Origin of the sequence: Ancylobacter amanitiformis, assembly GCF_030814815.1 — a bacterium.
Taxonomy (GTDB): Bacteria; Pseudomonadota; Alphaproteobacteria; order Rhizobiales; family Xanthobacteraceae; genus Ancylobacter; species Ancylobacter amanitiformis.
Genome location: NZ_JAUSVR010000001.1, coordinates 456,385 through 480,380 on the forward strand (window position 1 = coordinate 456,385; position 23,996 = coordinate 480,380).

General features: G+C 67.7%; 23 protein-coding genes. 12 read left to right on the plus strand and 11 right to left on the minus strand.

Annotation, left to right across the window (positions count from 1 at the left end):
* Positions 1–40: 40 nt before the first annotated feature.
* A complete protein-coding gene (locus QOZ99_RS02000; RefSeq protein WP_306888203.1) occupies positions 41–973 on the plus strand; it encodes a cation efflux transmembrane domain-containing protein in 933 nt (310 codons plus the stop codon).
* A 30-nt stretch (positions 974–1,003) separates the two neighbouring features.
* Here the strand turns inward: QOZ99_RS02000 and QOZ99_RS02005 are convergent, their stop codons facing one another.
* Positions 1,004–1,288, minus strand: coding sequence for a hypothetical protein (locus tag QOZ99_RS02005; protein WP_183190224.1), 285 nt, complete (start codon positions 1,286–1,288; stop codon positions 1,004–1,006).
* A gap of 148 nt (positions 1,289–1,436) precedes the next feature.
* Here QOZ99_RS02005 and prmB point away from each other — a divergent pair, with 148 nt between their 5' ends.
* Together prmB and blaOXA are read left to right on the plus strand one after the other, a co-directional pair.
* Positions 1,437–2,378, plus strand: a complete 942-nt coding sequence (gene prmB / locus QOZ99_RS02010) for a 50S ribosomal protein L3 N(5)-glutamine methyltransferase (protein ID WP_306888204.1) — start codon at positions 1,437–1,439, stop codon at positions 2,376–2,378.
* A 110-nt stretch (positions 2,379–2,488) separates the two neighbouring features.
* Positions 2,489–3,292, plus strand: a complete 804-nt coding sequence (gene blaOXA / locus QOZ99_RS02015; protein ID WP_306888205.1) for a class D beta-lactamase — start codon at positions 2,489–2,491, stop codon at positions 3,290–3,292.
* Positions 3,293–3,305: 13 nt separating this feature from the next.
* On the opposite strand, the gene QOZ99_RS02020 is transcribed toward blaOXA, so the two are convergent.
* The 3 genes from QOZ99_RS02020 to ettA form a co-directional block, all read right to left on the minus strand.
* Positions 3,306–4,541 carry a lytic murein transglycosylase gene (locus QOZ99_RS02020; RefSeq protein WP_306888206.1) on the minus strand — a complete coding sequence of 412 codons (1,236 nt, stop codon included), beginning with the start codon at positions 4,539–4,541 and terminating at the stop codon, positions 3,306–3,308.
* A 114-nt stretch (positions 4,542–4,655) separates the two neighbouring features.
* Positions 4,656–5,432, minus strand: a complete 777-nt coding sequence (gene tam, locus QOZ99_RS02025) for a trans-aconitate 2-methyltransferase (RefSeq protein ID WP_306888207.1) — start codon at positions 5,430–5,432, stop codon at positions 4,656–4,658.
* A gap of 14 nt (positions 5,433–5,446) precedes the next feature.
* On the minus strand, positions 5,447–7,102 hold the full coding sequence (gene ettA, locus QOZ99_RS02030) for an energy-dependent translational throttle protein EttA (protein ID WP_306888208.1): 1,656 nt from the start codon (positions 7,100–7,102) through the stop codon (positions 5,447–5,449).
* 350 nt (positions 7,103–7,452) lie between these two features.
* Between ettA and otsB the strand changes: the two genes are divergently transcribed.
* Genes otsB through QOZ99_RS02050 form a run of 4 tightly spaced genes read left to right on the plus strand, consistent with a single transcriptional unit; the run spans position 7,453 to position 12,483 of the window.
* Positions 7,453–8,199 carry a trehalose-phosphatase gene (gene otsB, locus QOZ99_RS02035; RefSeq protein ID WP_306888209.1) on the plus strand — a complete coding sequence of 249 codons (747 nt, stop codon included), beginning with the start codon at positions 7,453–7,455 and terminating at the stop codon, positions 8,197–8,199.
* Positions 8,196–9,992 carry a glycoside hydrolase family 15 protein gene (locus QOZ99_RS02040; protein WP_306888210.1) on the plus strand — a complete coding sequence of 599 codons (1,797 nt, stop codon included), beginning with the start codon at positions 8,196–8,198 and terminating at the stop codon, positions 9,990–9,992. The genes otsB and QOZ99_RS02040 overlap by 4 nt, the downstream gene beginning before the upstream one ends.
* The gene (locus QOZ99_RS02045) at positions 9,977–11,383 is read left to right on the plus strand and encodes an alpha,alpha-trehalose-phosphate synthase (UDP-forming) (protein ID WP_306888435.1); all 1,407 of its coding nucleotides are present in this window, start codon (positions 9,977–9,979) and stop codon (positions 11,381–11,383) included. The genes QOZ99_RS02040 and QOZ99_RS02045 overlap by 16 nt, the downstream gene beginning before the upstream one ends.
* A gap of 38 nt (positions 11,384–11,421) precedes the next feature.
* Positions 11,422–12,483, plus strand: a complete 1,062-nt coding sequence (locus QOZ99_RS02050; RefSeq protein ID WP_306888212.1) for a GGDEF domain-containing protein — start codon at positions 11,422–11,424, stop codon at positions 12,481–12,483.
* A gap of 51 nt (positions 12,484–12,534) precedes the next feature.
* On the opposite strand, the gene QOZ99_RS02055 is transcribed toward QOZ99_RS02050, so the two are convergent.
* The gene (locus tag QOZ99_RS02055) at positions 12,535–13,446 is read right to left on the minus strand and encodes an aldose 1-epimerase family protein (RefSeq protein ID WP_306888213.1); all 912 of its coding nucleotides are present in this window, start codon (positions 13,444–13,446) and stop codon (positions 12,535–12,537) included.
* A 111-nt stretch (positions 13,447–13,557) separates the two neighbouring features.
* Between QOZ99_RS02055 and QOZ99_RS02060 the strand changes: the two genes are divergently transcribed.
* The 3 genes from QOZ99_RS02060 (at position 13,558) to QOZ99_RS02070 (ending at position 15,413) form a co-directional block, all read left to right on the plus strand.
* Positions 13,558–14,913: an MFS transporter gene (locus QOZ99_RS02060; protein WP_306888214.1), complete on the plus strand. Its 1,356-nt coding sequence runs from the start codon at positions 13,558–13,560 to the stop codon at positions 14,911–14,913.
* A 73-nt stretch (positions 14,914–14,986) separates the two neighbouring features.
* Positions 14,987–15,166, plus strand: a complete 180-nt coding sequence (locus tag QOZ99_RS02065) for a DUF1328 domain-containing protein (protein ID WP_306888215.1) — start codon at positions 14,987–14,989, stop codon at positions 15,164–15,166.
* Between the two features lie 115 nt (positions 15,167–15,281).
* Positions 15,282–15,413 carry a hypothetical protein gene (locus tag QOZ99_RS02070; protein WP_306888216.1) on the plus strand — a complete coding sequence of 44 codons (132 nt, stop codon included), beginning with the start codon at positions 15,282–15,284 and terminating at the stop codon, positions 15,411–15,413.
* A 14-nt stretch (positions 15,414–15,427) separates the two neighbouring features.
* Here the strand turns inward: QOZ99_RS02070 and QOZ99_RS02075 are convergent, their stop codons facing one another.
* Positions 15,428–16,039, minus strand: a complete 612-nt coding sequence (locus QOZ99_RS02075; RefSeq protein WP_306888217.1) for a LysE family translocator — start codon at positions 16,037–16,039, stop codon at positions 15,428–15,430.
* Between the two features lie 238 nt (positions 16,040–16,277).
* Between QOZ99_RS02075 and QOZ99_RS02080 the strand changes: the two genes are divergently transcribed.
* Entirely contained in the window at positions 16,278–16,547 is a 270-nt protein-coding gene (locus tag QOZ99_RS02080) for a DUF2798 domain-containing protein (RefSeq protein ID WP_306888218.1), read from the plus strand.
* Between the two features lie 66 nt (positions 16,548–16,613).
* Here QOZ99_RS02080 and rpoD read toward each other — a convergent pair whose 3' ends face one another.
* The 5 genes from rpoD to QOZ99_RS02105 form a co-directional block, all read right to left on the minus strand.
* Entirely contained in the window at positions 16,614–18,611 is a 1,998-nt protein-coding gene (gene rpoD, locus QOZ99_RS02085) for an RNA polymerase sigma factor RpoD (protein ID WP_306888219.1), read from the minus strand.
* 220 nt (positions 18,612–18,831) lie between these two features.
* Positions 18,832–20,772: a DNA primase gene (gene dnaG, locus QOZ99_RS02090; RefSeq protein WP_306888436.1), complete on the minus strand. Its 1,941-nt coding sequence runs from the start codon at positions 20,770–20,772 to the stop codon at positions 18,832–18,834.
* Between the two features lie 86 nt (positions 20,773–20,858).
* Complete coding sequence (locus QOZ99_RS02095; RefSeq protein ID WP_306888220.1) at positions 20,859–21,164, minus strand: AzlD family protein; 306 nt, start codon at positions 21,162–21,164, stop codon at positions 20,859–20,861.
* Positions 21,161–21,883, minus strand: a complete 723-nt coding sequence (locus QOZ99_RS02100) for an AzlC family ABC transporter permease (RefSeq protein WP_306888221.1) — start codon at positions 21,881–21,883, stop codon at positions 21,161–21,163. The genes QOZ99_RS02095 and QOZ99_RS02100 overlap by 4 nt, the downstream gene beginning before the upstream one ends.
* A gap of 14 nt (positions 21,884–21,897) precedes the next feature.
* A complete protein-coding gene (locus QOZ99_RS02105) occupies positions 21,898–22,356 on the minus strand; it encodes a GatB/YqeY domain-containing protein (protein ID WP_306888223.1) in 459 nt (152 codons plus the stop codon).
* A gap of 267 nt (positions 22,357–22,623) precedes the next feature.
* On the opposite strand from QOZ99_RS02105, the gene carA reads away from it, so the two are divergent.
* Complete coding sequence (gene carA, locus QOZ99_RS02110; protein ID WP_306888224.1) at positions 22,624–23,829, plus strand: glutamine-hydrolyzing carbamoyl-phosphate synthase small subunit; 1,206 nt, start codon at positions 22,624–22,626, stop codon at positions 23,827–23,829.
* Positions 23,830–23,996 lie beyond the last annotated feature (167 nt).

Genomic DNA, 23,996 nt, shown 5'->3' on the forward strand with positions numbered 1-23,996 from the left:
TCACAACGGTCCGGCTCTCTCAACGACGGGCTGTGGGCTGATGCTGGATCCGGCTTCCAAGGCGCGCGAGCGCTCGATGCTGCTGGGCGCGATCTCCGATTTCGCGCTCGGCCTGCTCTTCCTCGCCGCGGCGCTGTGGGCGAACTCGCTCATGATGATGGCGGAGGTGATCCGTGGCTACATCCTGCTGGCGCTGGAACTCGTGCTGCTCGTGCTGCTGCGGCGCATCCAGCGTGGCGCGTTCCATGATTTCGACTATGGCGCGGGCAAGCTGGAGCAGTTTGCCAATGCCGGGCTCGGCACGGCGATGGGGCTTGCCGGCGCCTCGGTGGCGGTGGCGGCGAGCTATCGCTGGTGGCATCCGCCCGAGCAGGTGGAACTCGGCCTGATCGCCGCGGTGGTCCTCAGCCTCGTCAACCTCGCGCAGAACGGGCTCGTGCTGCGCGCGCTGTGGAGGGCGGGAAGCGACGGCTCCTCCGTCATCATCACCGGGCAGGTACGCACCCGGCTGGCCAAGCTGATCTCGTCCGGCATCGTGCTTCTGGCGCTGCTGGCCAACGCGCTGTTCGCCGGCTCTCCCATCGGCCTGTTCGCGGAAGTTGCGGGCTCGGTCTTCGTGGCCGTGGTGATGGTGCAGCTCGCGGTTTCCATGTGGAAGCAGGCCCTGCCCTCGCTGCTCGACCGCGCGCTGGAAGAACGCCAGCAGGTGCAGATCAACCGCGCGCTCATCGCCCAGTTCGATGCCTATGACAGCCTCGGCGCGGTGCGCTCGCGCCTGTCCGGCAACACGGCCTATGTCGAGATCGAGCTCGGCTTCCTGCCGGAGCGGACCATGGCCGACATCCAGGCCGCCATGGACCGTATCACCACCGAGCTCGCCACCCTACTGCCGGGCGCCAGCGTCACCGTGATCCCGCGACTGAGCGCGCCGGCGCATGCGGGGCCGGGCGCGAACGCGCGGCGCGAGGACTGAGGCGCCGCCGCCGGAACGGCCGCGCGGATCTCAGTCGTCCTTGTCGGAAAAGGCGCCGCCGAAGCGCTTCATCACCGCCTCGCGGGCGGCGATCACCCGGCGCTCGTAATCCTCGGCCATCGGCTCGGTAAGCACGCTCTCCAGCCCGGCGAGCAGCGCCCAGAGGGCGGGAATCTCCGCCTCGTCCTCGATGAAATCCGTCAGCGCCTCGCCATCCGCGTCGTCCACGGTGCGCGAGAGAAACTCGAACAGCACCACCGCGACGGAGCGGTCGATGACCAGGGTGATTTCGTCGTCATTCGCCGGCTGGGCCATGCCTGATCCTCGCTGTTGAGCCGCCTCCATCCTATCGATCCATGACGCGCCGATTACAAGCGCCGGCCATCCCGCCCGGCAGCGCGGGCGGACGCTTGCTTTCCCGCGCGCGGCGTGCTGACCCTCAGGACCAGCAGGGAGGGACGACATGTCGGCAGCTGACGAACTCAGGACGGTGCGGGACTTCGTGCGCTACGCCGTGAGCCGTTTCAACGCGGCGCAGCTCGAATTCGGTCACGGCACGACCAGCGCGCTCGACGAGGCCGCCTTCATCGTGCTGGAGGCGCTGCAGCTGCCGGTGGACGACCTCTCCCCCTGGCTCGACGCCCGGCTGACCAGCGGCGAGCGGGTTCGGCTCGCCGAACTGATCGAGCGGCGCTGCCTCACGCGCGAGCCGGCCGCCTACCTGCTGGGCCGCACCTATATTCGCGGCGTGCCGTTCCGCAGCGATTCGCGCGCCATCGTGCCGCGCTCCTTCATCGGCGAATTGATGGCCGGCGACCTGTTCAGCGGTCAGGGCTTCTCGCTCATCGAGGATCCCGCCTCGGTCGGCCGGGCGCTGGACCTGTGCACCGGCTCGGGCTGCCTTGCCGTGCTGGCGGCGATGATGTTTCCCAACGCGCAGGTCGACGCGGTCGACATCTCGTCCGACGCGCTCGCGCTGGCATCCGAAAATGTCCATGAGCACAATCTCGACGACCGGGTGAACCTGATCCAGGGCGACCTGTTCGAGCCGCTCAAGGGCCGTCTCTACGACCTCATCATCACCAACCCGCCCTATGTCGACGCCGAAGCCATGGCACGCCTGCCGGCCGAATACCGCCACGAGCCGGCACTGGCCTTCGACGGCGGGCCGGACGGGCTCGCCATCGTGCGCCGCATCCTGGCGCAGGCCCCCGCCCAATTGACCGCGCGCGGCGGCATCATTTGCGAGATCGGCACCGGCAAGGACCTGCTGGAATTCGAATATCCCGAACTGCCCTTCCTGTGGCTCGACACCGAGGACAGTGAGGGCGAGGTGTTCTGGCTCTCCGCCCGCGACCTCGGCGCCGGCAAGGACCTGCGCGTGATCAGCCGCATGCCGCGGTGAGCGCGAGGCGGGCGTGGACAGGGGCCCGCCGCGCCGGATTGCCGCCATGGCTGGATGCTGGATTGCCGGCCTGTTGCGTTGCCGCCTCAACCCGCCGGGAGCCTGTGACCATGCTTGCGCGAATAGCCGCCTTTCTCGCCCTCAGCCTCGCCCCCGTCACCGCGCAGGCGGAAACGCTCTGCGCGGCTTTCGCCGACGCGGCCACCGGCAAGGTGATCCGACAGGACGGCAAGGGCTGCGCCGACCGGGTCACCCCGGCCTCCACCTTCAAGATCGCGATAGCCCTGATGGGCTATGATTCCGGGATTCTGATCGACGCCACGCATCCGAGCTGGCCGTTCAAGCCCGGCTATGCCGCCTGGCGCGAACAGTGGAAGACCGATACCGATCCGACCTACTGGATGAAGGAATCCGTGGTCTGGTACTCGCAGCAGATCACCACCACGCTCGGGAAAGACCGCTTCCGCCGCTATGTCGACAGCTTCGATTATGGCAATCGGGACCTTTCCGGTGACAAGGGCAAGAATGACGGGCTGACCCAAGCCTGGCTCAGTTCCTCGCTTGCCATCGCGCCGCTGGAACAGCTGTCGTTTCTCGGGCGGATGCTGAACGGACAGCTTCCGGTTTCCGCCCACGCCGTGGCGATGACGGGCGCCATCACCCTTGTCGGCACGACCGCCAATGGCTGGCAGGTGCACGGCAAGACCGGCATGGGCTTCGCGCGCGACAAATCCGACAGGCCCGTGCGTGACCGGCCCTATGGCTGGTTCGTCGGATGGGCGACCAAGGGCACGCGAACCATCGTCTTCGCCCGGCTCGATCGCGATGCAACGCGGCAGGATACACCAACCAGCTGGCGGGCCCGCGACGCGATGCTCGCCGCGCTGCCGGCGGTACTCGACACGTTGAACTGAGGCGGAAAGCCCCTCACCCGCCGCGCCTCATGTGCTCCAGCACCTGCGCGTCCGGCCAGCAATCCAGGGGAAGGCCGTTGGCCTTCTGGTAGGCGCCCAGCGCGGCGCGGGTCTTCATGCCCGCCTTGCCGTCGATCTTCTCGGCATAGAAGCCCTTGCGGGTGAGCACCTGCTGCATGAATTCGAGGTCGCGCGTCTTCACCAGCGCGATATCGGACCAGCCGCGCGCGAAGGGGCGGTCGTCCTCGATGCGGTCGGCGAGGTGGCCGACATAGAGCACGTAGAGATCGGCGAAGTTATAGTCCTTCAGCACGAAATAATTGGCCGGGGTCAGGAAGGCCGGGCCATAGGGGCCGGCCGGCAGGATGATCGACGCCTCGTCCTTCATCGCCGCCGGCGGCACGCGGCGACCATCGGCGATTCTCACGCCGCGCTTCAGCCAGTCGGCGATGGAAAGCGTCACGCCGGGCTCGGCCCGAGTGCAATCGAACCCAACCGGTACGATGACTTCATAGGCCCAGCGCCGGCCCGGCTGCCAGCCCGCCTCGCGCAGCAGGCTGGCCGTGGCGGCCAGCGCCTCCGGCACCGAGGTCCAGATATTGGCCGTGCCGTCGCCATCGAGATCGACGCCATATTTCAGATAGCCGGTGGGCATGAACTGGGTGAGGCCGAGCGCGCCGGCCCAGGAACTCTTCATCTGCGCGCGGGTGACATGGCCCTCGTCGAGGATCTTCAGCGCGGCGAGGAATTCGGCCTCGAACGTCTCCTTGCGGCGGCCGACATAGGCCTGCGTCGCCAGCACGCGCAGCGCGTCATAATTCAGCTTGGCGCCGCCATAGGAGGTTTCGCGCGCCCAGATGGCGAGCAGGATGGAGGGCGGCACGCCGAACTGCCGCTCGATGGCGGCGAGTTCGCCGCGATACTGCCCGGCCAGCTTGCGCCCGCGCGCGGCATAGCTGCCGATCGCCTTGTCGGAGAGGTAGGCGGCTGGCGTCTGCACGAACTCCGCCTGCACGCCGGGCTTCTGCGGCTTGCCGGGAATGGCCAGTTCCGGCAACGCATAATCCGGTTCCAGCCCCCGCGTTTCGCGATCGAACGTGGCGCGGGAAATGCCCATGGCCTGCGCCGCCGGCCATTGCGCCGCCAGCCAGCGATCGAAGCCCGCATCGGCATGGGCGGGCGCGCCTGCACCGAACAGGGCCAGGGCGAGAGGGATCAGGGCGACGAGAAACGGAAGCCGGAAGCGCATGTATCCGACATAGCCGAAACGCGCCGCACCGTGAACCGCAGCCGGCTCCGCTGCGCAAGAGTTGACCGCCCTGCCCGGTAGCTGTCTCGACCCGCAGCTTCGGCGCGAAACGCCCTACCGCACCGCGACGATGAAGAGGCGCGGAAAGCGCAGCAGGACCCGGCCGTCGACGCGCGCGGGATAGGCCTGGGCGAGCCGGGCGGTGTAGTCGGCGAGGTAGGCGGCTCGCTCCCCCTCGTCCAGCGGCGCGAGGTAGCGGCGCAGGGCCGTCGAGGCAAACCATTCGGCGATGGCGGCCGGCCCATCCAGCACATGGTTGTAACAGGTGTGCCAGATGTCGACGCGGCGGGCGAGCGGCCTGAGCCGGTCGTAGTAGGCCCCCACCGGAGGCAGCACGTCACGACCGCCATCGGCATTTTTTGCCGCCCACGGTCCCCGCGCGGCGGTCTCCGCCATCAGCATATGTGACGGCTCGGTGACATTGTCCGGCATCTGCACGGCCAGCGCGCCGCCCTCGGGAAGAGCCCCGAGAAGGCGCTCCAGCACGGCGGGATGGTCCGGCACCCACTGGAACACGGCATTGCCGAAGAGCAGATCCGTGCCCGGTGCCGGGTTCCATGTCGCGACATCAGCGACCTCGAAGCGGGCGCCCGGCAGGTTTTCCGACGCCTGCGCCACCATGGCGGGCGAGGAATCGAGACCGAGAATCTCCGCCTCCGGCCAGCGCTCCGCCAGCAACTCCGTGGAATTGCCCGGCCCGCAGCCGATATCGACGACATGGCGCGCCGTCTCAAGCGGCACCTGCGCCAGCAGATCGCGCGCCGCGCGGGTGCGCTCGTCACCGAACTTCAGGTAGAGACGGGGATTCCAGTCTTCCGATGTCGTGTGCACGGCGCCCCCTGCCCTCAGCGCGTGAGCTTCTTGTGCTTCATCCGGTGCGGGACGATCTCGTCGACGCCGAGGCGGCGCTTCTTGTCTTCCTCGTAATCGTGGAAGTTGCCCTCGAACCACTCGACATGACCGTCGCCCTCGAAGGCCAGCATGTGGGTGGCGATACGGTCGAGGAAGAAGCGGTCATGCGAGATGATGACCGCGCAGCCGGCGAAGTCTTCCAGCGCCTCTTCCAGCGCACGCAGCGTCTCGACGTCGAGATCGTTGGTCGGCTCGTCTAGGAGCAAGACATTCGCCCCTTGCTGCAAAATCCGGGCGAGATGCACGCGGTTGCGCTCGCCGCCCGAGAGCATGCCGACCTTCTTCTGCTGGTCGCCGCCCTTGAAGTTGAAGGCGCCGCAATAGGCGCGCGAATTGATCTCGCGCTTGCCGAGATAGAGGATCTCGTTGCCGCCGGAGATTTCCTCCCACACGGTCTTCTTGTCGTCCAGCGCATCACGGTTCTGGTCGACATAGCCGAGCTGCACGCTGTCGCCGATGGCGATGGTGCCGGCATCGGGCTTCTCCAGCCCGTTGATCATGCGGAACAGCGTGGTCTTGCCCGCGCCGTTCGGCCCGATGACGCCGACAATGCCGCCCGGCGGCAGCTTGAAGGACAGGTTGTCGATCAACAGCTTGTCGCCGAACGACTTGGACAGGCCGTCAAAGGCGATGACGTTGTTGCCGAGCCGCTCCGACACCGGAATGACGATCTGCGCGGTGGTCGGCCCCTTCTCGGAGGCCTTCTTCACGAGGTCGTCGTAGCGCTGGATACGCGCCTTGTTCTTGGCCTGACGGGCCTTCGGGGAGGCCCCCATCCACTCCGCCTCGGAGGCGATCGCGCGCTGGCGGGCCTCGTCCTCGCGGTTCTCCTGCTGCATGCGCTTGGTCTTCTGCGTCAGCCAGGAGGAGTAGTTGCCCTCATAGGGGATGCCGCGGCCGCGATCGAGTTCGAGGATCCAGCCGGTCACGTTGTCGAGGAAGTAGCGGTCATGGGTGACGATGAGGATCGCGCCCGGATAATTGCGCAGATGGCCTTCGAGCCAGTTGGTGGTCTCGGCGTCGAGATGGTTGGTCGGTTCGTCGAGCAGCAGAAGTTCCGGCTGCGAGAGCAGCAGCTGGCACAGCGCGACGCGGCGGCGCTCGCCGCCCGAAAGCCGGGCGACGTCCGACCCCTCCTCGGGGCAGCCGAGCGCATCCATCGCCTGATCGATCTTGCTGTCGAGGTCCCACAGGCCCTGCGCCTCGATCTCGTCCTGGAGCGCGGTCATCTCGTCCGCGGTCTCGTCGGAATAGTTCATGGCGAGTTCGTTGTAGCGCTCGAGAATCCCCTTCTGCTTGGCGACGCCAAGCATGACGTTCTCGCGCACCGAGAGGGTGGGATCGAGCAGCGGCTCCTGCGGCAGATAGCCGACGCGCGCGCCTTCCGCGACCCAGGCCTCGCCGGAATAATCCGTGTCGATGCCGGCCATGATCTTCAGCAGCGTCGACTTGCCCGAGCCGTTGGGGCCGAGAATGCCGATCTTGGCCGTCGGGTAGAAGGAGAGATGCACGTTGTCGAGCACCTTCTTGCCACCCGGATAGGCCTTGGACATTCCATGCATGTGGTAGACGTACTGATAGGAAGCCATGTGCCAGATCCTGAAGGAGCGCGTCGTCCGGGCGTTCGCGGCCGTGCCGACGAACCCTCGATGCCGATGAAAAGGATTGCGCGCTATGTAAACCGCGCGCCCGCGAGCGGCAAGAGTAGAGCGGCCGCGCGAGCGTGCGGGCGTGGCGTGTCACGATATCCAGAAACCTCTCGCACCCGCCGATGCGCCCTTGCGCAGCCCGCCGAGAGAAAAAACCGCGCGGTAATGGAACGCCGGCGGCTCTTGCGGGTTATCCGGGGCGGACGACGGGTGTCGTGTTTCCGGTGCCCGGATCCGCCTCCAGCGCCACACCCGCACCGGCGGGAGAAGTGACGGAAACAGGACACGGCATGCAACCTCTTCCACGCGCCGACTGGGCACTCTTCCTCGATATTGACGGTACCCTGATCGAGCACGCGGACCATCCGGAAGGAATCACCATCCCCGCGGACCTTCCGGATCTCCTCACGCGGCTGCAGCGGGTCTTGAATGGCGCGGTGGCGCTGGTGTCCGGGCGGACCATCGACTGGATGGACCAGCGCTTCGCGCCCGTGCGCCTGTCCGCCTCCGGCCAGCACGGTGCCGAAATCCGCCTCGCGCCCGATGCCCCGGCCGTGCCCATTCCGATCCCGAAATGGCGCCGCCCGCTGGAGGAGGCGCTCACGCGTGAAATGCAGCCATGGCCGGGCGTGTTCATCGAGCACAAGCCGCTGTCGCTGGCCGTGCATTTCCGTGCGGTGCCGCATTATGGCGACGCGATCATGGCGCGGGTCATCGAACTCGGGCGCGGGCTGGACGGCAGTGTCGAGTTCCTCAAGGGCCGTTTCGTGATCGAAGTGCGCCAGGGCGGCCACCACAAGGGCACGGCGGTCGACAGCTTCATGAACAGCACCCTGTTCGCCGGACGCCAGCCGGTCTTCCTCGGCGACGATGTGACCGACGAGGATGGCTTCCGTGCCGTGCGCGCCATGGGCGGGCTGGCGGTCGCCATCGGGCCGCGGGCGACCCGGCAGGCCGATTTCCACCTGGATACGCCGGCCGAGGTGCGTCGCTGGCTCGCCAACATTCCCCCCGCGCTGGAGCGCCTCGCCTCGTGAGCAGCAACCTCAATCTCGCCACCATCGGCAATGGAACCATCGCCGCGATGGTCGATCCGCGCGGTCGGATCAACTGGTGCTGCTGGCCGCGCATCGACGGCGACCCGATCTTCTCCGCGCTGCTGGGCGGCGAGGAGCCGGAGGCCGGCTTCTTCGACGTCGTGCTCGACGGCCAGGTGAAGGCCTCGCGCCGCTACCAGGCCAACACCGCCATCATCGAGACGATTCTCGAAAATGCGGACGGCGCCCGGCTGCGCATCACCGACTTCGCGCCGCGCTTCAAGCTCTATGACCGCATCTACCGGCCCGCCATGCTGGTGCGGCGGATCGAGCCGCTGGCCGGCACGTGCCGCGTCAGCGTCCGGCTGCGCCCGCACTTCAAGTGGGGCGAGCAGCACCCTGCGCCGGTGCGCGGCAGCAACCACATGCGCTTTGCCGGCGACGACTTCACCCTGCGCGCCACCACCGACCTGCCGATCGTCTATGTCATGGAGGAGCGCCCCTTCGTCCTCGACAAGACGGCGACCATCGTGCTCGGTCCGGACGAGCCCTTCGCCGCCAGCCTCGCCGAAACCGCCCGCGCCTTCGAGGAGAAGACCCGCGATTACTGGTGGGAATGGGTGCGCTATCTCTCCATTCCCTTCGAGTGGCAGGACGCGGTGATCCGCGCCGCCATCTCGCTTAAGCTGTGCGCCTACGAGGAGACCGGAGGCATCGTCGCCGCGCTCACGACCTCGATTCCCGAGGCGCCGCATTCGATCCGCAACTGGGACTACCGCCACTGCTGGCTGCGCGACAGCTATTTCACCGTGCGGGCGCTGAACCAGCTGGGCGCCACGCGGACCATGGAAGACTTCATCCGCTATCTCACCACGGTGATCGCCTCCGATCCCTCCGGGCGGCTCGCGCCGGTCTATTCCATCGTGCCCGGCACGCCTCTGGAGGAGCGCTTCGCGCCGGCGCTCGCCGGCTTTCACGGCATGGGGCCGGTGCGCGTGGGCAACCAGGCGGCCGAGCAGGTGCAGAATGATGGCTATGGCCATGTCGTGCTGGCGGCGGCGCAGATGTTCTTCGACCAGCGCCTGCCGAACCGGGGCGACCGCGCGCTGTTCGAGCTTCTGGAAGGCGTCGGGGCCAAGGCGGCGGAATTCGCCTTCGAGCCGGATGCCGGCCTGTGGGAACTGCGCGGCAAGCGCCGCGTGCACACGTTCTCGGCGGTGATGAGCTGGGCCGCCTGCTCGCGGCTCGCCCGTATCGCCCGCGTGCTGGAACTGCCGGAACGCGCGACCTACTGGAAGGAGCAGGCGGCCACGATCCGCACACGCATCCTCTCCTTCGCGTGGAACGAGGAGATGAACAGCTTCGTCGATGCGGAAGAGGATGGGCAGATCGATGCCAGCCTGCTGCTGCTCGCCGATCTCGGCTTCGTGCGGCCCGACGATCCGCGCTTCATCGCCACCGTCGAACGGGTGGGCCGCGACCTGAAGCGCAACGGCTACCTCATGCGCTATGCCGGCGAGGATGATTTCGGCCTGCCGGAGACGTCCTTCACCATCTGCTCGTTCTGGTATGTGTGCGCGCTGGACATGATCGGGCGCCGCGACGAGGCGCGCGAGATGTTTGCCAGCCTGCTGGACCGGCGCAACGAGGCGGGATTGCTGTCGGAGGATATCGACAACCAGACTCTCGAACTCTGGGGCAACATTCCCCAGACCTATTCGATGGTCGGCCTGATCGACACGGCCATGCGCCTGTCGAAGACATGGGAGGAAGCGTTCTGGCGAGGCTCGTAATCGTATCGAACCGGGTGGCCTCACCCAAGGAACGCGCGGCCAAGGCGGGCGGGCTCGCCGTCGCGCTGCGCGAGGCCCTCGGCAAGCGCGGCGGGCTGTGGTTCGGCTGGAGCGGAGAAACTCGGCCCAACGCCCCGGCGGAACCCAAGGTCGTGCGCTCCGGCAAGGTCATGTACGCGCTGCAGGATCTCGATCCCGACGACCAGCGCGCCCATTATGCCGGCTACGCCAACGGCACGCTGTGGCCGCTCTGCCATTACCGGCTCGGCGCGCTCTCCTTCCGCCGCACCGACTGGGAAGGCTACCGGCGGGTGAACGCGCATTTCGCCCGCGCGCTGCTGCCCCTGCTCAAGCCCGACGATATCGTATGGGTGCACGATTATCATTTCATCCTGCTGGCGGCGGAATTGCGCAGGCTCGGCTTCACGGGGCGGATCGGCTATTTCCACCACATCCCGTGGCCGACGCCCGAGGTCTTCCTCAGCCTGCCCTCGCACGCGGCGCTGGTGCGCGATCTCGCGCAGTACGACCTCGTCGGCCTGCAGACCGAGAACGACGTGCGCGCGCTGCTCACCTACCTCTCCACCGAGGCGCGCGCCTGGATCGCGCCGGGCGGCGTGGTGGGGCTGAACGAGCGGCGCTTCCGCGTCGCCTCCTATCCCATCGGCATCGATGCCGACGCCTTCGTGAAGGATGCCGCCGCCTCGGTCGGCAGCGAGGAGGAGGAGCGCCTGCAATCGAGCCTCGCGGGCCGCGTGCTCGCGGTCGGGGTCGACCGGCTCGATTATTCCAAGGGTCTGCCCAACAAGTTCGCCGCCTTCGGGGAGCTGCTGAATCACTATCCCCAGCACCGCTCCCGCGTGACCATGATGCAGATCGCCCCGCTGTCGCGCGGCGAGGTCGCCGAGTATCGCGCGCTGCGGCGCGAGCTGGAGGAACTGGGCGGGGCCATCAACGGCGAATATGCCGAATTCGACTGGGTGCCGCTGCGCTACCTCAACCGCCCCTTCCCGCGCGCCACGCTCGCCGCCATCTACCGCGCTTCCAAACTCGGGCTGGTGACGCCCTTGCGTGACGGCATGAATCTGGTGGCGAAGGAATATGTCGCCGCGCAGGACCCCGATGATCCCGGCGTGCTCATCCTCTCCCGCTTCGCAGGGGCGGCGGATGAGATGACCGGTGCACTGCTGGTCAACCCCTATGACGTCGAGGGCATGGCGGAAACCTTCGATGCCGGGCTCACCATGTCGCAGGACGAGCGCCGGGAGCGCTGGCGCGCCAACATGGACAAGGTCGAAACCAACACGATTCATCATTGGTGCGAACGGTTCATTGCGGACCTCTCGCAGATCGCCGATCATTTCACCGAGGCGCCCGAACCCGGCCGCTGAATCAACCGGAACGTCGGCGCGGCGCGGAAAGGGCATGGATGTGGCAGATCCCCGAGCTACCGGCCAATGAGCCGGAGCGCCTCGCCGCCCTGCTCGCCTGCGACATCATGGATACCCCGCGCGAGGAGCGCTTCGACCGGCTGACCTGGCTGGCGGAGCGTTTCTATCGTGCGGATGTCGCGTTCCTGAGCTTCGTCGATGCGCAGATGCAGTGGATGAAGGCGGTGACATCCAGCGCCATCGGCTCCTCCATCGAGCGCCGGCGCAGCGTCTGCCAGGTGATCATCTCCGAAGGACGCCCGCTCGTCGTCGGCGATCTGCACAGCGACGCCCGCTTCGACGGCCACCCCGTGACGCCGCTGCTCGCGCTGCGCTTCTATGCCGGCGTCCCGCTGATGGTGCAGGATACGCTGCCGATCGGCAGCTTGTGCATCCTGCGCGAAGAACCGGGAATTCCCGACGGCTTCGACATTTCCGCGCTGGAGAAGCTCGCCGCCATCGCGGTGGACGAACTGGCGCTGCGCAACCTCAATCGCGACCTCACCCGTCTCAGCCGCCGCGATGCGCTGACCGGTCTCGGCAACCGGCGCTGCTTTGACGAAGAACTGGAGCGCGCCCGGCTGCGCTGCCAGCGCCTGAACGTGCCGCTGACGCTGCTGATGATCGATATCGACCGGTTCAAGGACCTGAACGACAATGCCGGGCACCATGCGGGCGACGAGGTGCTGCGCCGGCTGGGCGTCATCCTCGCGGACGTTCCGCTGCGCGCCGACGATGTCATCGCCCGCTTTGGCGGCGAGGAATTCGCGCTCATTCTCAGCGGCGGCGGAAGCGCGGAGGCGCTGCCGCTGGCCGAGCGCATCCGCCACAGCGTGCGACAGGCGCAGATGAACCACCCGACCGCCGGCACGGTGACGCTGTCGATCGGCATCGCCACCCAGCCCGCCAATGCCATCGACACCGACCGACTGATCATCGCGGCCGACCGCGCGCTCTACGCCGCCAAGCGCGCCGGGCGCGATGCGGTCATGACCGCGCCCGCCGACGACCGACCCGCGTCGCAGGCGGAAGAACGCCGCGTGACCGTGCCGGGGGGATGATCGCCCCGGCACGCGCGCTTGCGCTGTGGCTGCCGCCCTCGCGGGCGGGCGTCAGCGCCCGGGCGCCGGCCCGATCTCGTCGCCCGAGTCCGGCAGCCAGCGAACCGACATGGCGAAGTTGCGGCTCGCGCCCGGTTCGATAAGGGAGAGGCCCGGCTTGTCCGTGAACTCGGCCGGCCCCTCCGGCGGCGAGGCATAGCCGGACCACGGCTCGATGCACAGGAACGGCGCGCCGGGCTTCGACCAGAGTCCGAGCTGCGGCATGCCGGGAAACGCGACTTCCAGCCCCGGCTGGCGCGGCACGCCGAAGCGGACATGGCGCGAGCGCATATTGAGGAAGATCAGCGCATCGCGCGCGAACATCTCGTCGGTCGGCGCCATGAGCGCATCGACCGCCGGGTTCGGCTCGGTTCCCGCCGAGAGCAGCCCGCCTTCGGGACGGTGAATCGGCTCCACCTCGGCCTTCTCGAATACCAACCGATGATCCGCCCGCGTGCCTTCATAGGGCAGCGGCCAGCGGAACGCGGGATGGAAGCCGAAGCTCGCCGGCAGCGGCTCGGCACCCGGATTGCTCACCACCGCCTCGATGGTCAGTGTCGCATCGATGAGCGTGTAGGTGACGGCCAGAGCGAACTCGAACGGATACTGCTTGCGCGTTTCGTCGTCCGGCCGCAGCACGAAGCGCGCCGAGGACGGGCTCGATGCCTCCAGCGTGAAGACCCGCCGGCGCGCGAAACCGTGCTGCGCCATGGGATAGGCCACACCCTTGTGCACGAGCTGGTCGCCCGGCAGCCGGCCGACAATGGGAAACAGTAGCGGCGCGCGCCCGGTCCAGAAGGCGGGATCGCCGTTCCACAACAGGTCGTGGCCCTCGCGATCGGCCAGACGCACCAGTTCCGCGCCCAGCGGCGCGACCTCTGCGCTGAGAAAATCCGACTTCAGCTTCACCGGCAGATCGCTCATGCCCCACCCCGTCTCGACATCGCCAAAGATCACGGGTACCGGAACAACTATGATTCGGGCGGGCGCCCGAATCGGGATCCCACCATTGCTCCGTCCACCGCTGGTTCCATAATGGCCCAGACTCTCGGCCCTGTCGCCGCACTGCTGCTCGGCGTGTTCTTCCTCGTCACCGGTAGCGGCCTGCAGAACACGCTGCTGCCGCTGCGCGGAGCGTTCGAGGGCTTCAGCGCCATCAATCTCGGCATATTGGGATCGAGCTACTATCTCGGCTTCGTCACCGGCTGCCTCGCCGTGCCGCATCTGGTGCGGCGCTCGGGCCACATCCGCGCCTTCGCCGCGCTCACCGCCGGCGTGGTGGCGACCATGCTGGCGCACCCGATTTTCGTCGAGCCGTATTTCTGGTTCGTGATGCGCGCCATCACCGGCTTCTGCTTCGCCGGGCTCTACCTGGTGATCGAGAGCTGGCTCAACGACCGCGCCACCAACCAGACGCGCGGCTTCGTCATGAGCGCCTATGTCATGGTGGACTACGCCGCGCTCACCGCCGGCCAAATGATGATCACGCTCTATCCGGTGCGCAGCTTCGAACTGTTCGCGCTGGCCGCCATCCTGTTCTCGCTGGCGACGCTGCCGGTGGTGATCTCCAGCAGCGGCCAGCCGGCACCGATCGAGACCGCGCGCATCCGCCTGCCGCGGCTGTTCCGCGCCGCGCCGGTGGCGATGGTCGGCTGTTTCGTGATCGGTCTCACCAACGGCTCGCTGTGGAGCCTTGGCCCCATTTTCGGCATTGGCAGCGGTCTGACCTCGGACGGCGCCGCCACCTTCATGAGCGCCATCGTGGTGGCTGGCGCGATCGCGCAATGGCCGGTCGGCTTCTTCTCGGACCGCATGGACCGCCGGCGCATCCTCGGCGCGCTGATGGTGGGGGCGATGCTCGCCAGCCTCGCGCTGGGCGCGCTGCAATTCGGCCTTGTCGGCCTCAGCGTGCTGGGCCTGGTGTTCGGCGCGCTGGCCATGCCGGCCTATTCGCTGGCCGCCGCCCATGCCTATGACCTGACGCCGGCCAGCGACGCGGTGGAGACCGCCGCCGGCCTGCTGCTGCTCTATGGCATCGGCTCGGTGGTCGGCCCGGCCGCCGCCTCGTTCGGCATGCAGCATTACGGCCCCGGCGCGCTCTTCTTCTTCATGGCCGGGTGCTATGCCCTGCTGCTGCTGTTCGTCGTCTGGCGCATGTGCCTGGGCGACAGGCGGCCCGCGCTCAAGCCGCCCGCCATGGTGATGGAGGAAGGCGCCGCCTGCGTGCCGACCGGCACCGTGCCCGCACCCGATGGCGAGGCGGAGGAAGCCGCCCGTCAGGCTCCCCCGGTCAAGCTTTCCTCCCGCCTCTTCAAGGGCTCCGCCCGGCCGCGCGGCCCCGGCGAGCCGCCCTTCCCCGGCGATCAGGACGGGCGTTCGGACGGCGCCTAGGATCGTCTCCGCCGGCGCTCCGCCCGGCACCGCGGCGCGGCGCCTCCGCCCGCCCGCATCTCCGGAGCCATTCATGCTGCGCTATGCCGTGATCTGCCTCGTCATCTCGCTGCTGGCCGGCGCGGTGGGGCTCACCAATGTCTCAGCCCTGGCGCGCCGGATATCCCTGGTGCTGTTCGCCCTGCTCTTCCTCGGCTTCCTCGTGCTGATGGGAACAGCCGTGCTGGTCGACCACGCGATGTCGGTCCCCTGAGCGCGCACCGGGTCGATGTCCGGCGCGCGGCTGTCCCGCCTCGGCTTGACCTAGCGCAAGGCGCGCTTTTCCGGTGGGTCTAGGCTTGCGGGACGACAAGCCAGAGGAGGACGCCATGCCCATCGAATCCGTGCTTTTTCTCGCCTTGACGATCATCGCCTTTGGCGGTTTCGCCGGCACGCTGGCCTATGTCGACTGCAGCACGCGGGATGTGCGCCGCCGCAACCATCCCATTCCGGGCGAGTGAGCGGGCCGGCGGGCTCACCGTTCGGTCAGGGCGAGCTTGGCACCGAGGGCGACGAAGGCCGCCGCAAAGCCGCGCCGCAGCCACGCCATCGCCGCCGGCCGCTCGATCAGCCGGTCCCGCACCGCCGCCGCGAACAGGCCATAGAGCGCGAAGACCGCGAAGGTCATCGCCATGAACACGCCGGACAGTTCCAGCATGCGCTGGAGCGGGTGTGATTCATTCACCGCGATGAACTGCGGTAGGAAGGCCACGAAGAAGACCGACAGCTTCGGGTTCAGCAGGTTGAGCAGGATGCCGTCGCCGATCATCCGCAACGGCGCCCGGCGGCGGCTCGCCGCACCGACCTTCAGCGGACCGTCCGCCTTCAGCGTCTGCCAGGCCATGTAGAGGAGATAGGCGACGCCCGCATATTTCACGCTCTCATAGGCGAGGGCACTCGCGTGGAGCAGCGCCGCGAGGCCGCACAGCGCCGCGGCAAGATGGGGCACGATACCCAGCGTGCAGGCAAAGGCCGCGAGCACGCTCGCCCGTGGGCCCTGCCCGAGCCCCGCCGCCAGTGTATAAAGTGCGCCGGTGCCGGGCGAGGCGACGACAAGCAGCGTGACGAGCAGGAATTCGAGCGACATGGCCGGCACTCCTCATGAGGGAACGCCGCGACGCTAGCGGCGCGCCCACAGACCAGCCACCCGGAAAGGACAAAACAGGACTGGCGCGCCACACGCGGCTCGGCTATCGATAGCGTGCCGGTGCACGTGTCGCATCCGGCCGTAAGCGTCCGACGTCAGGCAACGCATCCAACCCGGTTCCGGCCGGCGGATGCTGTCGTCATCCGGATAGCCGGGACCATCCTTATGAGGATGGCTTATGCCCTCTCATTCTTCCCCTTCCCGTACATCCTTCAAACTGCCGGCGCGCTATGCCGGCATCGTGCTGCCCTTCGTGCTCTCGGTACTGATGACCTTCGTCGTCTCCGCCATCGCCACGCTGCGCAGCCTCGGGCCCGGCCCGGACTTCCTCACGACCTGGCCCGGCGCCTGGGGATTGTCCTGGCTCGTCGCCTTCCCCACCCTGCTCATGGTGCTGCCGCTGGTGCGCCGGATCGTCAGCCTGCTGGTGCACGCACCGGCGCGCTAGCGGCGAGCGGTGGTCAAAAAGAAAAGGCGGCCCGAAGGCCGCCTTTTCGCGTTTGGATGAGTTCGCTCAATTGTCGAGGAAGGACCGCAGCTTGCGCGAGCGCGAGGGGTGCTTGAGCTTGCGCAGCGCCTTGGCCTCGATCTGCCGAATACGCTCGCGCGTCACCGAGAACTGCTGGCCGACTTCCTCCAGCGTGTGATCGGTGTTCATGCCGATGCCGAAGCGCATGCGCAGCACGCGCTCCTCGCGCGGCGTGAGACTGGCCAGCACGCGTGTCGTGGTCTCGCGCAGATTCGACTGGATCGCCGCGTCGATGGGCAGGATCGCGTTCTTGTCCTCGATGAAGTCGCCGAGGTGGCTGTCTTCCTCGTCGCCGATGGGCGTCTCCAGCGAGATCGGCTCCTTGGCGATCTTGAGGACCTTGCGCACCTTCTCCAAGGGCATGCCGAGCTTCTCGGCCAGTTCTTCCGGGGTCGGCTCGCGGCCGATCTCGTGCAGCATCTGGCGCGAGGTGCGCACGATCTTGTTGATCGTCTCGATCATGTGCACCGGGATGCGGATGGTGCGGGCCTGATCCGCAATGCTGCGGGTGATGGCCTGCCGGATCCACCATGTCGCATAGGTCGAGAACTTGTAGCCGCGGCGATACTCGAACTTGTCGACCGCCTTCATCAGGCCGATATTGCCTTCCTGGATGAGGTCGAGGAACTGCAGGCCGCGATTGGTGTATTTCTTGGCGATGGAGATGACGAGGCGCAGGTTGGCCTCCACCATTTCCTTCTTCGCCTGGCGTGCCTCGCGCTCGCCCTTCTGCACCATCTGGACGATCTTGCGGAATTCCTGGATCTCCAGCCCCGTCTCGGTGGCGAGGGCATGGATCTCGGAACGCAGGTCCTTGATCGCCTCCAGTTCCTGGCCGACAAAGCCCTTCCAGCCGCGCGAGGTCAGGTTCTTCACGCGGGCGATCCACTTGGGATCGAGCTCGGAACCCTGGTACTGCTTGAGGAAGTCCTCGCGCGACACGCCGAAGCTCTCGCCAAGGCGCATCAGGCGGCCTTCCAGCGAGACGAGGCGCTTGTTGATGTCGTAGAGCTGCTCGACGAGGTTGTCGATGCGCGCCTGGTTGAGCGACAGCGACTTCACGTCGAGGATCAGGTCGTCCTTGAGCTTCTTGTACTTGCGGTCCTGCGAGGGCGACAGGCTCTCGTTCTTGAGCTTGGACTCGACGTTCTGGTCCTGCAGGCGGCGCAGCTTCTTGTAGGCGTCGGCGATGTTGTCGAAGGTCTCCAGCACCTTCGGCTTGATCTCCGCCTCCATCGCGGCGAGCGACAGGGAGTTCTCCATGTCCTCGTCGTCGTCGGCGGCGATGCTCTCGCCAATGGTCTGTTCGCGCTCCTCGTCGCCTTCCGGCGCCAGCGAGCCGCCCTCGACGATCGGGCCATTCTTCGCCTCGGGACCGGCATAGGTCGCCTCGAGGTCGATGATGTCGCGCAGCAGCACCTTGCCGTCGACGAGTTCGTCGCGCCAGATGATGATGGCCTGGAAGGTCAGCGGGCTCTCGCACAGGCCGGCGATCATCGCCTCGCGGCCGGCCTCGATGCGCTTGGCGATGGCGATTTCGCCCTCGCGCGACAGCAGTTCGACCGAGCCCATCTCGCGCAGATACATGCGCACCGGATCGTCCGTGCGCTCGCCCGGCTCGGACTTGGTCTCGGAGCGGATGACCGCGCGGGGCGCCGATTCGGCGATCTCGCCGCCGGATTCTTCCTCGTCGTCGGCCGCCTCGGCCGGCTCCTCGCCCTCGGCTTCCGCCTCGGCCTCTTCCGCCTCGACCACGTTGATGCCCATCTCGTTGAGCATCGCGTAGATGTCCTCGATCTGATCCGAGGTGTTCTGCTCGGATGGCAGAACCTCGTTCAGCTCGTCATAGGTGACATAGCCCCGCTTCTTGGCGAGCTTGATCATCTTCCGGACGGCGGCATCCGAAAGGTCCAGCAACGGGCTATCCGGGGTGTCGCCATCCTTCTCGGGGGCTTCCGTCGCGTCCGCTGCCTGCTTCGCCATGCGTGTGCTCCTCAACCGCCGAACGCAAATCCGCTCCGGCGCTCCACGACGACCGGACGACCCGGCACGCCGCTTCTCCGACCCTCGACCCCGACCCGCACTCGCGCAAGCGAATGCGACGCAATCCCAAACCGCATCCGCGAGGGCGAATGCGACGCAAACGGGGCCACACGCTCCACGGCGTTTGCAGCGCACGCGGGCGGGCGACCCATGGATCCACCTACATCGACCGCGCCGGGCGGCCAGACGCGGCGCCGAACCCCTCTACCAAAGCTTCGGTTCCGTCAAGTGCCGCCAGCTGTCTTTGTATATCGAGAAAGCGTGCCCAATTCATATCCGTGGGCTCCTCCGCGAGGCGTTTTTCCGCTTCCTTCAAGTCCTTAGATAGGGCGTGCGTGCGCCGGTGCAAGACCAGCCGCTGGCCCCACCAAAGTTCGACATCCGCGCGCGCCGCGTCGGCAAAGGCCGGCCAGTCGTGCCGGGCCACCGCCAATTGCCGCAGCCGCGCCGCCAGTGCGCCCAAGCCGGCCGTCTCCAGGCGGGCGGCCAGCGCCTGCGCATCCTCACCCTCGCCGTCCATGTGGATGTCGAGCAGCGCGCGGCGCAATTGCGCGGCTTCCCGGTTCTGCAGCGGCATGTCGGCCAGTTCCTCGGCGAACTGGTCGAGCAGCCAGGGATGGTTCATCACCGCGAAAAGCAGCAGCGCCTCGTTGCGCGGCAGTTCCGCCGCCGCCCCGCGCACCAGCGCCGAGCGGCGCATGCCCTCCCCCGCCGCGCCGGGCGCCGGGCGTCCCGAGCCGCGACCGAAGGGCTGCCGCCGGCCGCCGCGCGAATCGAAGCGACCATTGCCGCCGCCCGAATCGCGGCGCGACTGCACGCCCTGTTGCGGGGCGGAGATGAACAGCCGGCGGAAGCGCTCCATCAATTCGGCCCGATAATGCTTGCGCACCGTCTCGTCGCCGATCACCCGCACGATATCGCCGATGCGGGCCTCCAGCGCGGCGCGGCGCTCGGGGGTATCGACGCTGGCACTCTCCAGTTCGCGCGCCCACAGCACGTCGGCCAGCGGCTGGGCCTGCGCCAGCACGGCATCCACCGCCTCGCGCCCGCCGGCGCGCACCAGGTCGTCCGGGTCCTGCCCCTCGGGTAGCATGCCGAAGGAAAGGCTCACGCCGGGCTTGAGATGCGGCAGGGCAAGGTCGAGCGCGCGCCAGGCGGCGCGCCGTCCCGCCTTGTCGCCGTCGAACAGCAGCAGCGGCTCGGGCGCCATCTTCCACAAAAGCGCCAGTTGCTCCTCGGTGAGCGCGGTGCCGAGCGGGGCCACCGCGCCAGGAAAGCCCGCCTCGACCAGCGCGATAACGTCGACATAGCCTTCGACCGCGATGACCGGCGCGCCCTTGTGGGCGCTCGCACGGGCGTTGAAGCCGTTATAGAGCAGCGAACCCTTGTGAAAGAGCGAGGTCTCCGGCGAGTTGAGGTATTTCGCCGAGACGTCCTTCTCCAGCGCCCGCCCGCCAAACGCCACCACGCGCCCGCGCAGGTCGGTGATGGGAAACATCACGCGGTCGCGGAAACGGTCATAGGGGATGGATATGTCCTCGGCCGAGACCAGAAGGCCGGTTTCCACCATGTCCTCGACCGAGACGCCGCGCGCGCCCAGCGCCTCCTTCAGCGCGAAACGCTCAGGCAGCGCATAGCCCAGCCGGAAGCGCTGCTGCGTCGCCGGGCCGAGGCCCCGGTCGGCCAGGTAGCCGCGCCCCTTGGCGCCGCCACGGCTCTGCAGCATCGCCTCGAAATATTTCGCCGCCAGGTCCATCACCTCGTGCAGCGACTTGCGTCGGCTCTCGCGGACTTCCTCCTCGCGCGACTGCACCGGCATGGGCAGGCCGGCCATCGAGGCCAGCCGCTCGACCGCCTCGGGAAAGGGCAGGCCCTCCGCCTCCATCAGGAAATCGAACTGGTCGCCGTGCTTGCCGGAGGAGAAGCAGTGATAGAAGCCCTTCTGGTCGTTGACATAGAAGGACGGCGTCTTCTCGGGATTGAAGGGCGAGAGGCCGCGCCATTCGCGGCCCTGCTTCTTCAGTTGCACGCGCTTGCCCACCACCTCCGACACGGGGAGGCGGGCACGGATCTCGTCGAGGAACGAGGGCGGGAAGCGCATGATGATTCGGAAGCCTTCCACGGGGAAATCGAACGTCTCACGTCCCACGCGCCGCCCCGAGCCGGAGCGTCGCTTATCCCCGTTGTTCACATGCCAGTATAGCGACGATAGAGCGCCGCCGCGAGCACGCCGATCGCCATGGCGAGAAGCGCGCGGCGCAGCAGCACCACCGACACGAGCGTGGCGCCGACCGCGACAAAGGCGGCGCCCTCGCCCCGCACCGTCGCCGGCACCACCAGCGCCACCAGGACCGAGCCGGCGAGATAGCGCAGGAACGCCTCCAGCCGAGGCGACATCGGCATGAAGCCCACGACCCAGAGGCCGCCGGCACGGGTCGCATAGGTGATGACCGCCATCGCGAGGATGACCAGCAGGGTATCGCTCGTGTTCACGTCCGCCGCCCATGCTGGACAAGGCCGGCCAGACCACCGGCAAGGCCGCCAACCAACACATGCCAGTTGGTCGGCAGCCACCACACCGCCGCCAGCGCGGCGAGCCCCGCCACCAGCCATGGCAGATCGTCGATCCGCTTGCGGTACAGCCCCACCAGCGTGGTGGTGAAGAACACGACCAGAACCAGATCGAGACCATAGCGCTGCAGGTCGGCCAGCGTGACGTCGCCCGCCTCCGCGCCGATCACGGTCGCCGCCAGCCACACGACCCACATGGCCAGCCCGCCGCCGACCATGTAGCCGAGATCGCGCTCGCCGCGCGCCTCGGCGGCGATCAGCGCGGCCCAGTTGAGGTCGCTGAGCACGATCATCGCGGCGTAGCGCTTCCACGCCGACAATCCATGCGTCAGCATGCGCAGCGACGCCCCGAGCAGCAGGTGCCGCGCATTGATGGCGAAGGTGGCGAGAAGCAGCGGCACCCACGGCACCGGTGAATGCCAGAGATCCAGCGCCGCGAATTGCGAGGCGCCCGCGAAAACCAGCGCGCTCATCAGCGAGGCCGCCCATCCCTCCAGCCCGGCCCCGCGCGCGGCGATGCCGAAGGCGGCGCCGAACACGAAGACCGGAATGAGAACCGGCAGCATCGCCCGCGCGCCGCGCCACACGCCGGCCAGTGTCAGCGTGGCGCGTCCGCCGCCGGGATGAAAGGGGGTAGCCATGGCGCGGACGTGCTTCAGCCGGCCGTCAGCAATGTCTTGACCGTGCCGCTCGCCTTGCCGAAATCCATCACGCCGGTATAGCGCTCCTTCAGCGCGGCCATGGTGCGACCCATGTCCTTCAGCCCATGCGCCTCGATCTCGCCGATCACGGCGGCAATGGCGGCCTGCGCCTCCGCCTCGGTCAGCTGCGTGGGCAGGAAGTGCTGGATGACGACGATTTCCTCGCGCTCCTGGGTGGCGAGATCGGCGCGGCCGGCCTCCTCGTAGACCTTGGCCGATTCCTCGCGCTGCTTGATCATCTTGGCCAGCAGGCCGAGCAGATCGTCATCGGACAGCGGGTCCTTGCCGTGGCCGCGCGCCTCGATGTCGCGGTCCTTGATCGCGGCATTGACCAGACGCAGCGTGCCGAGGCGCCGCTTGTCCTGCGCCTTGAGGGATTCCTTGAGGGCGGTGTTGATAGCGTCGCGCAGCACGTTCGTTGAGCCTTCCTGCAAAATCACGATGGCGCGCGGCGGAACCTGCGTTCCGCGCTGCAACGCACGTCGCGAGCCGATGGATGATCCGCCCCGCCCCTCCCGGGTGGGTCGCCGTTCCCCGTTGCGACAGCCGGCGCCAGCAGCGGGCGACCCGCCCGGCGACACAGCCATCCGCTCACCGAGGACCAGATGCGCAGCAAGGAGGCTGGCATCCGGCGCGGCAACGGACTAATTAGGGCACACAACGACAGGGAACAAGATCAGATGAGCGGTAGCGCTGAACAGCTCTCCGGCGACGACGTGTGGGCCGAGCCCCGTCCGACCGCCCTCCTCGTGCTCGCCGACGGCACCGTGCTCGAAGGCTTCGGCCTCGGGGCGACCGGCCAGGCGGTGGGCGAAGTCTGCTTCAACACGGCCATGACCGGCTATCAGGAAGTGCTGACCGATCCGTCCTATGCCGGGCAGATCATCACCTTCACCTTCCCCCATATCGGCAATGTCGGCACCAATGAGGAAGACATCGAGACCATCTCGATGGCCGGCGCCTCCGGTGTGCGCGGCGTGGTGCTGCACTCTCCCATCACCGACCCCTCGAACTACCGCGCCACCCGCCATTTCGACCTCTGGCTGAAGGCGCGCGGCATCATCGCCATCTCGGGCATCGACACCCGCGCGCTCACCGCGCGGATCCGCGACGGCGGCATGCCCAACGCGGTGATCGCCCATGCGCCGGACGGCAATTTCGACCTTCCCGCGCTGAAGCAGGAAGCCGCGGGCTGGCCCGGCCTTGTCGGCATGGATCTGGTGCCGATGGTCACCTCCGCCCAGCGCTTCAGCTGGGACGAGACGCCGTGGCAGTGGCCGGAAGGCTATGGCCAGCAGACTGCGCCCGCGCATCACGTCGTGGCGGTCGACTATGGCATCAAGCGCAACATCCTGCGCCTGCTCGCCCGGGCGGGATGCAAGGTCACGGTGGTGCCCGCCACCACCTCGGCCGAGGAAATCCTCGCGCTGCGGCCGGACGGGGTGTTTCTCTCCAACGGCCCGGGCGACCCGGCGGCGACCGGGGAATATGCCGTGCCGGTGATCCGCGAGATCATCGAAGCCGGCGTGCCCACTTTCGGCATCTGCCTCGGCCACCAGATGATCGGCCTCGCGGTCGGCGGGCGCACGATGAAGATGCACCAGGGTCATCACGGCGCGAACCATCCGGTGAAGGACGTCACCACCGGCAAGGTCGAGATCACCTCGATGAATCACGGCTTCGCGGTCGACCGCGACAGCCTGCCGGCCACCGCGCAGGAGACGCATGTCTCGCTGTTCGACGGCTCCAATGCCGGTATCCAGCTGACCGACAAGCCGGTCTTCTCGGTGCAGTATCACCCGGAAGCCAGCCCCGGCCCGCAGGACAGCCACTATCTGTTCGACCGGTTCATCGAGCTGATCGAGAAGACCAGGAAGGCGGCCTGAGCGCCGCCTCTCGCCAGCGGGGCGGGCGCTCGTGACGGGCGCCCTTCCCCCGCGAGGGAATCTGGTTTAAGGGAAGCCCCCAATTGCGGGGTAGCCCTCGCCCAGAAAGTTCAATCCGGGTCCGCCCAAGGACGCGTTGCACAGCGCGTCCTTTTTCGTGCGCCCGG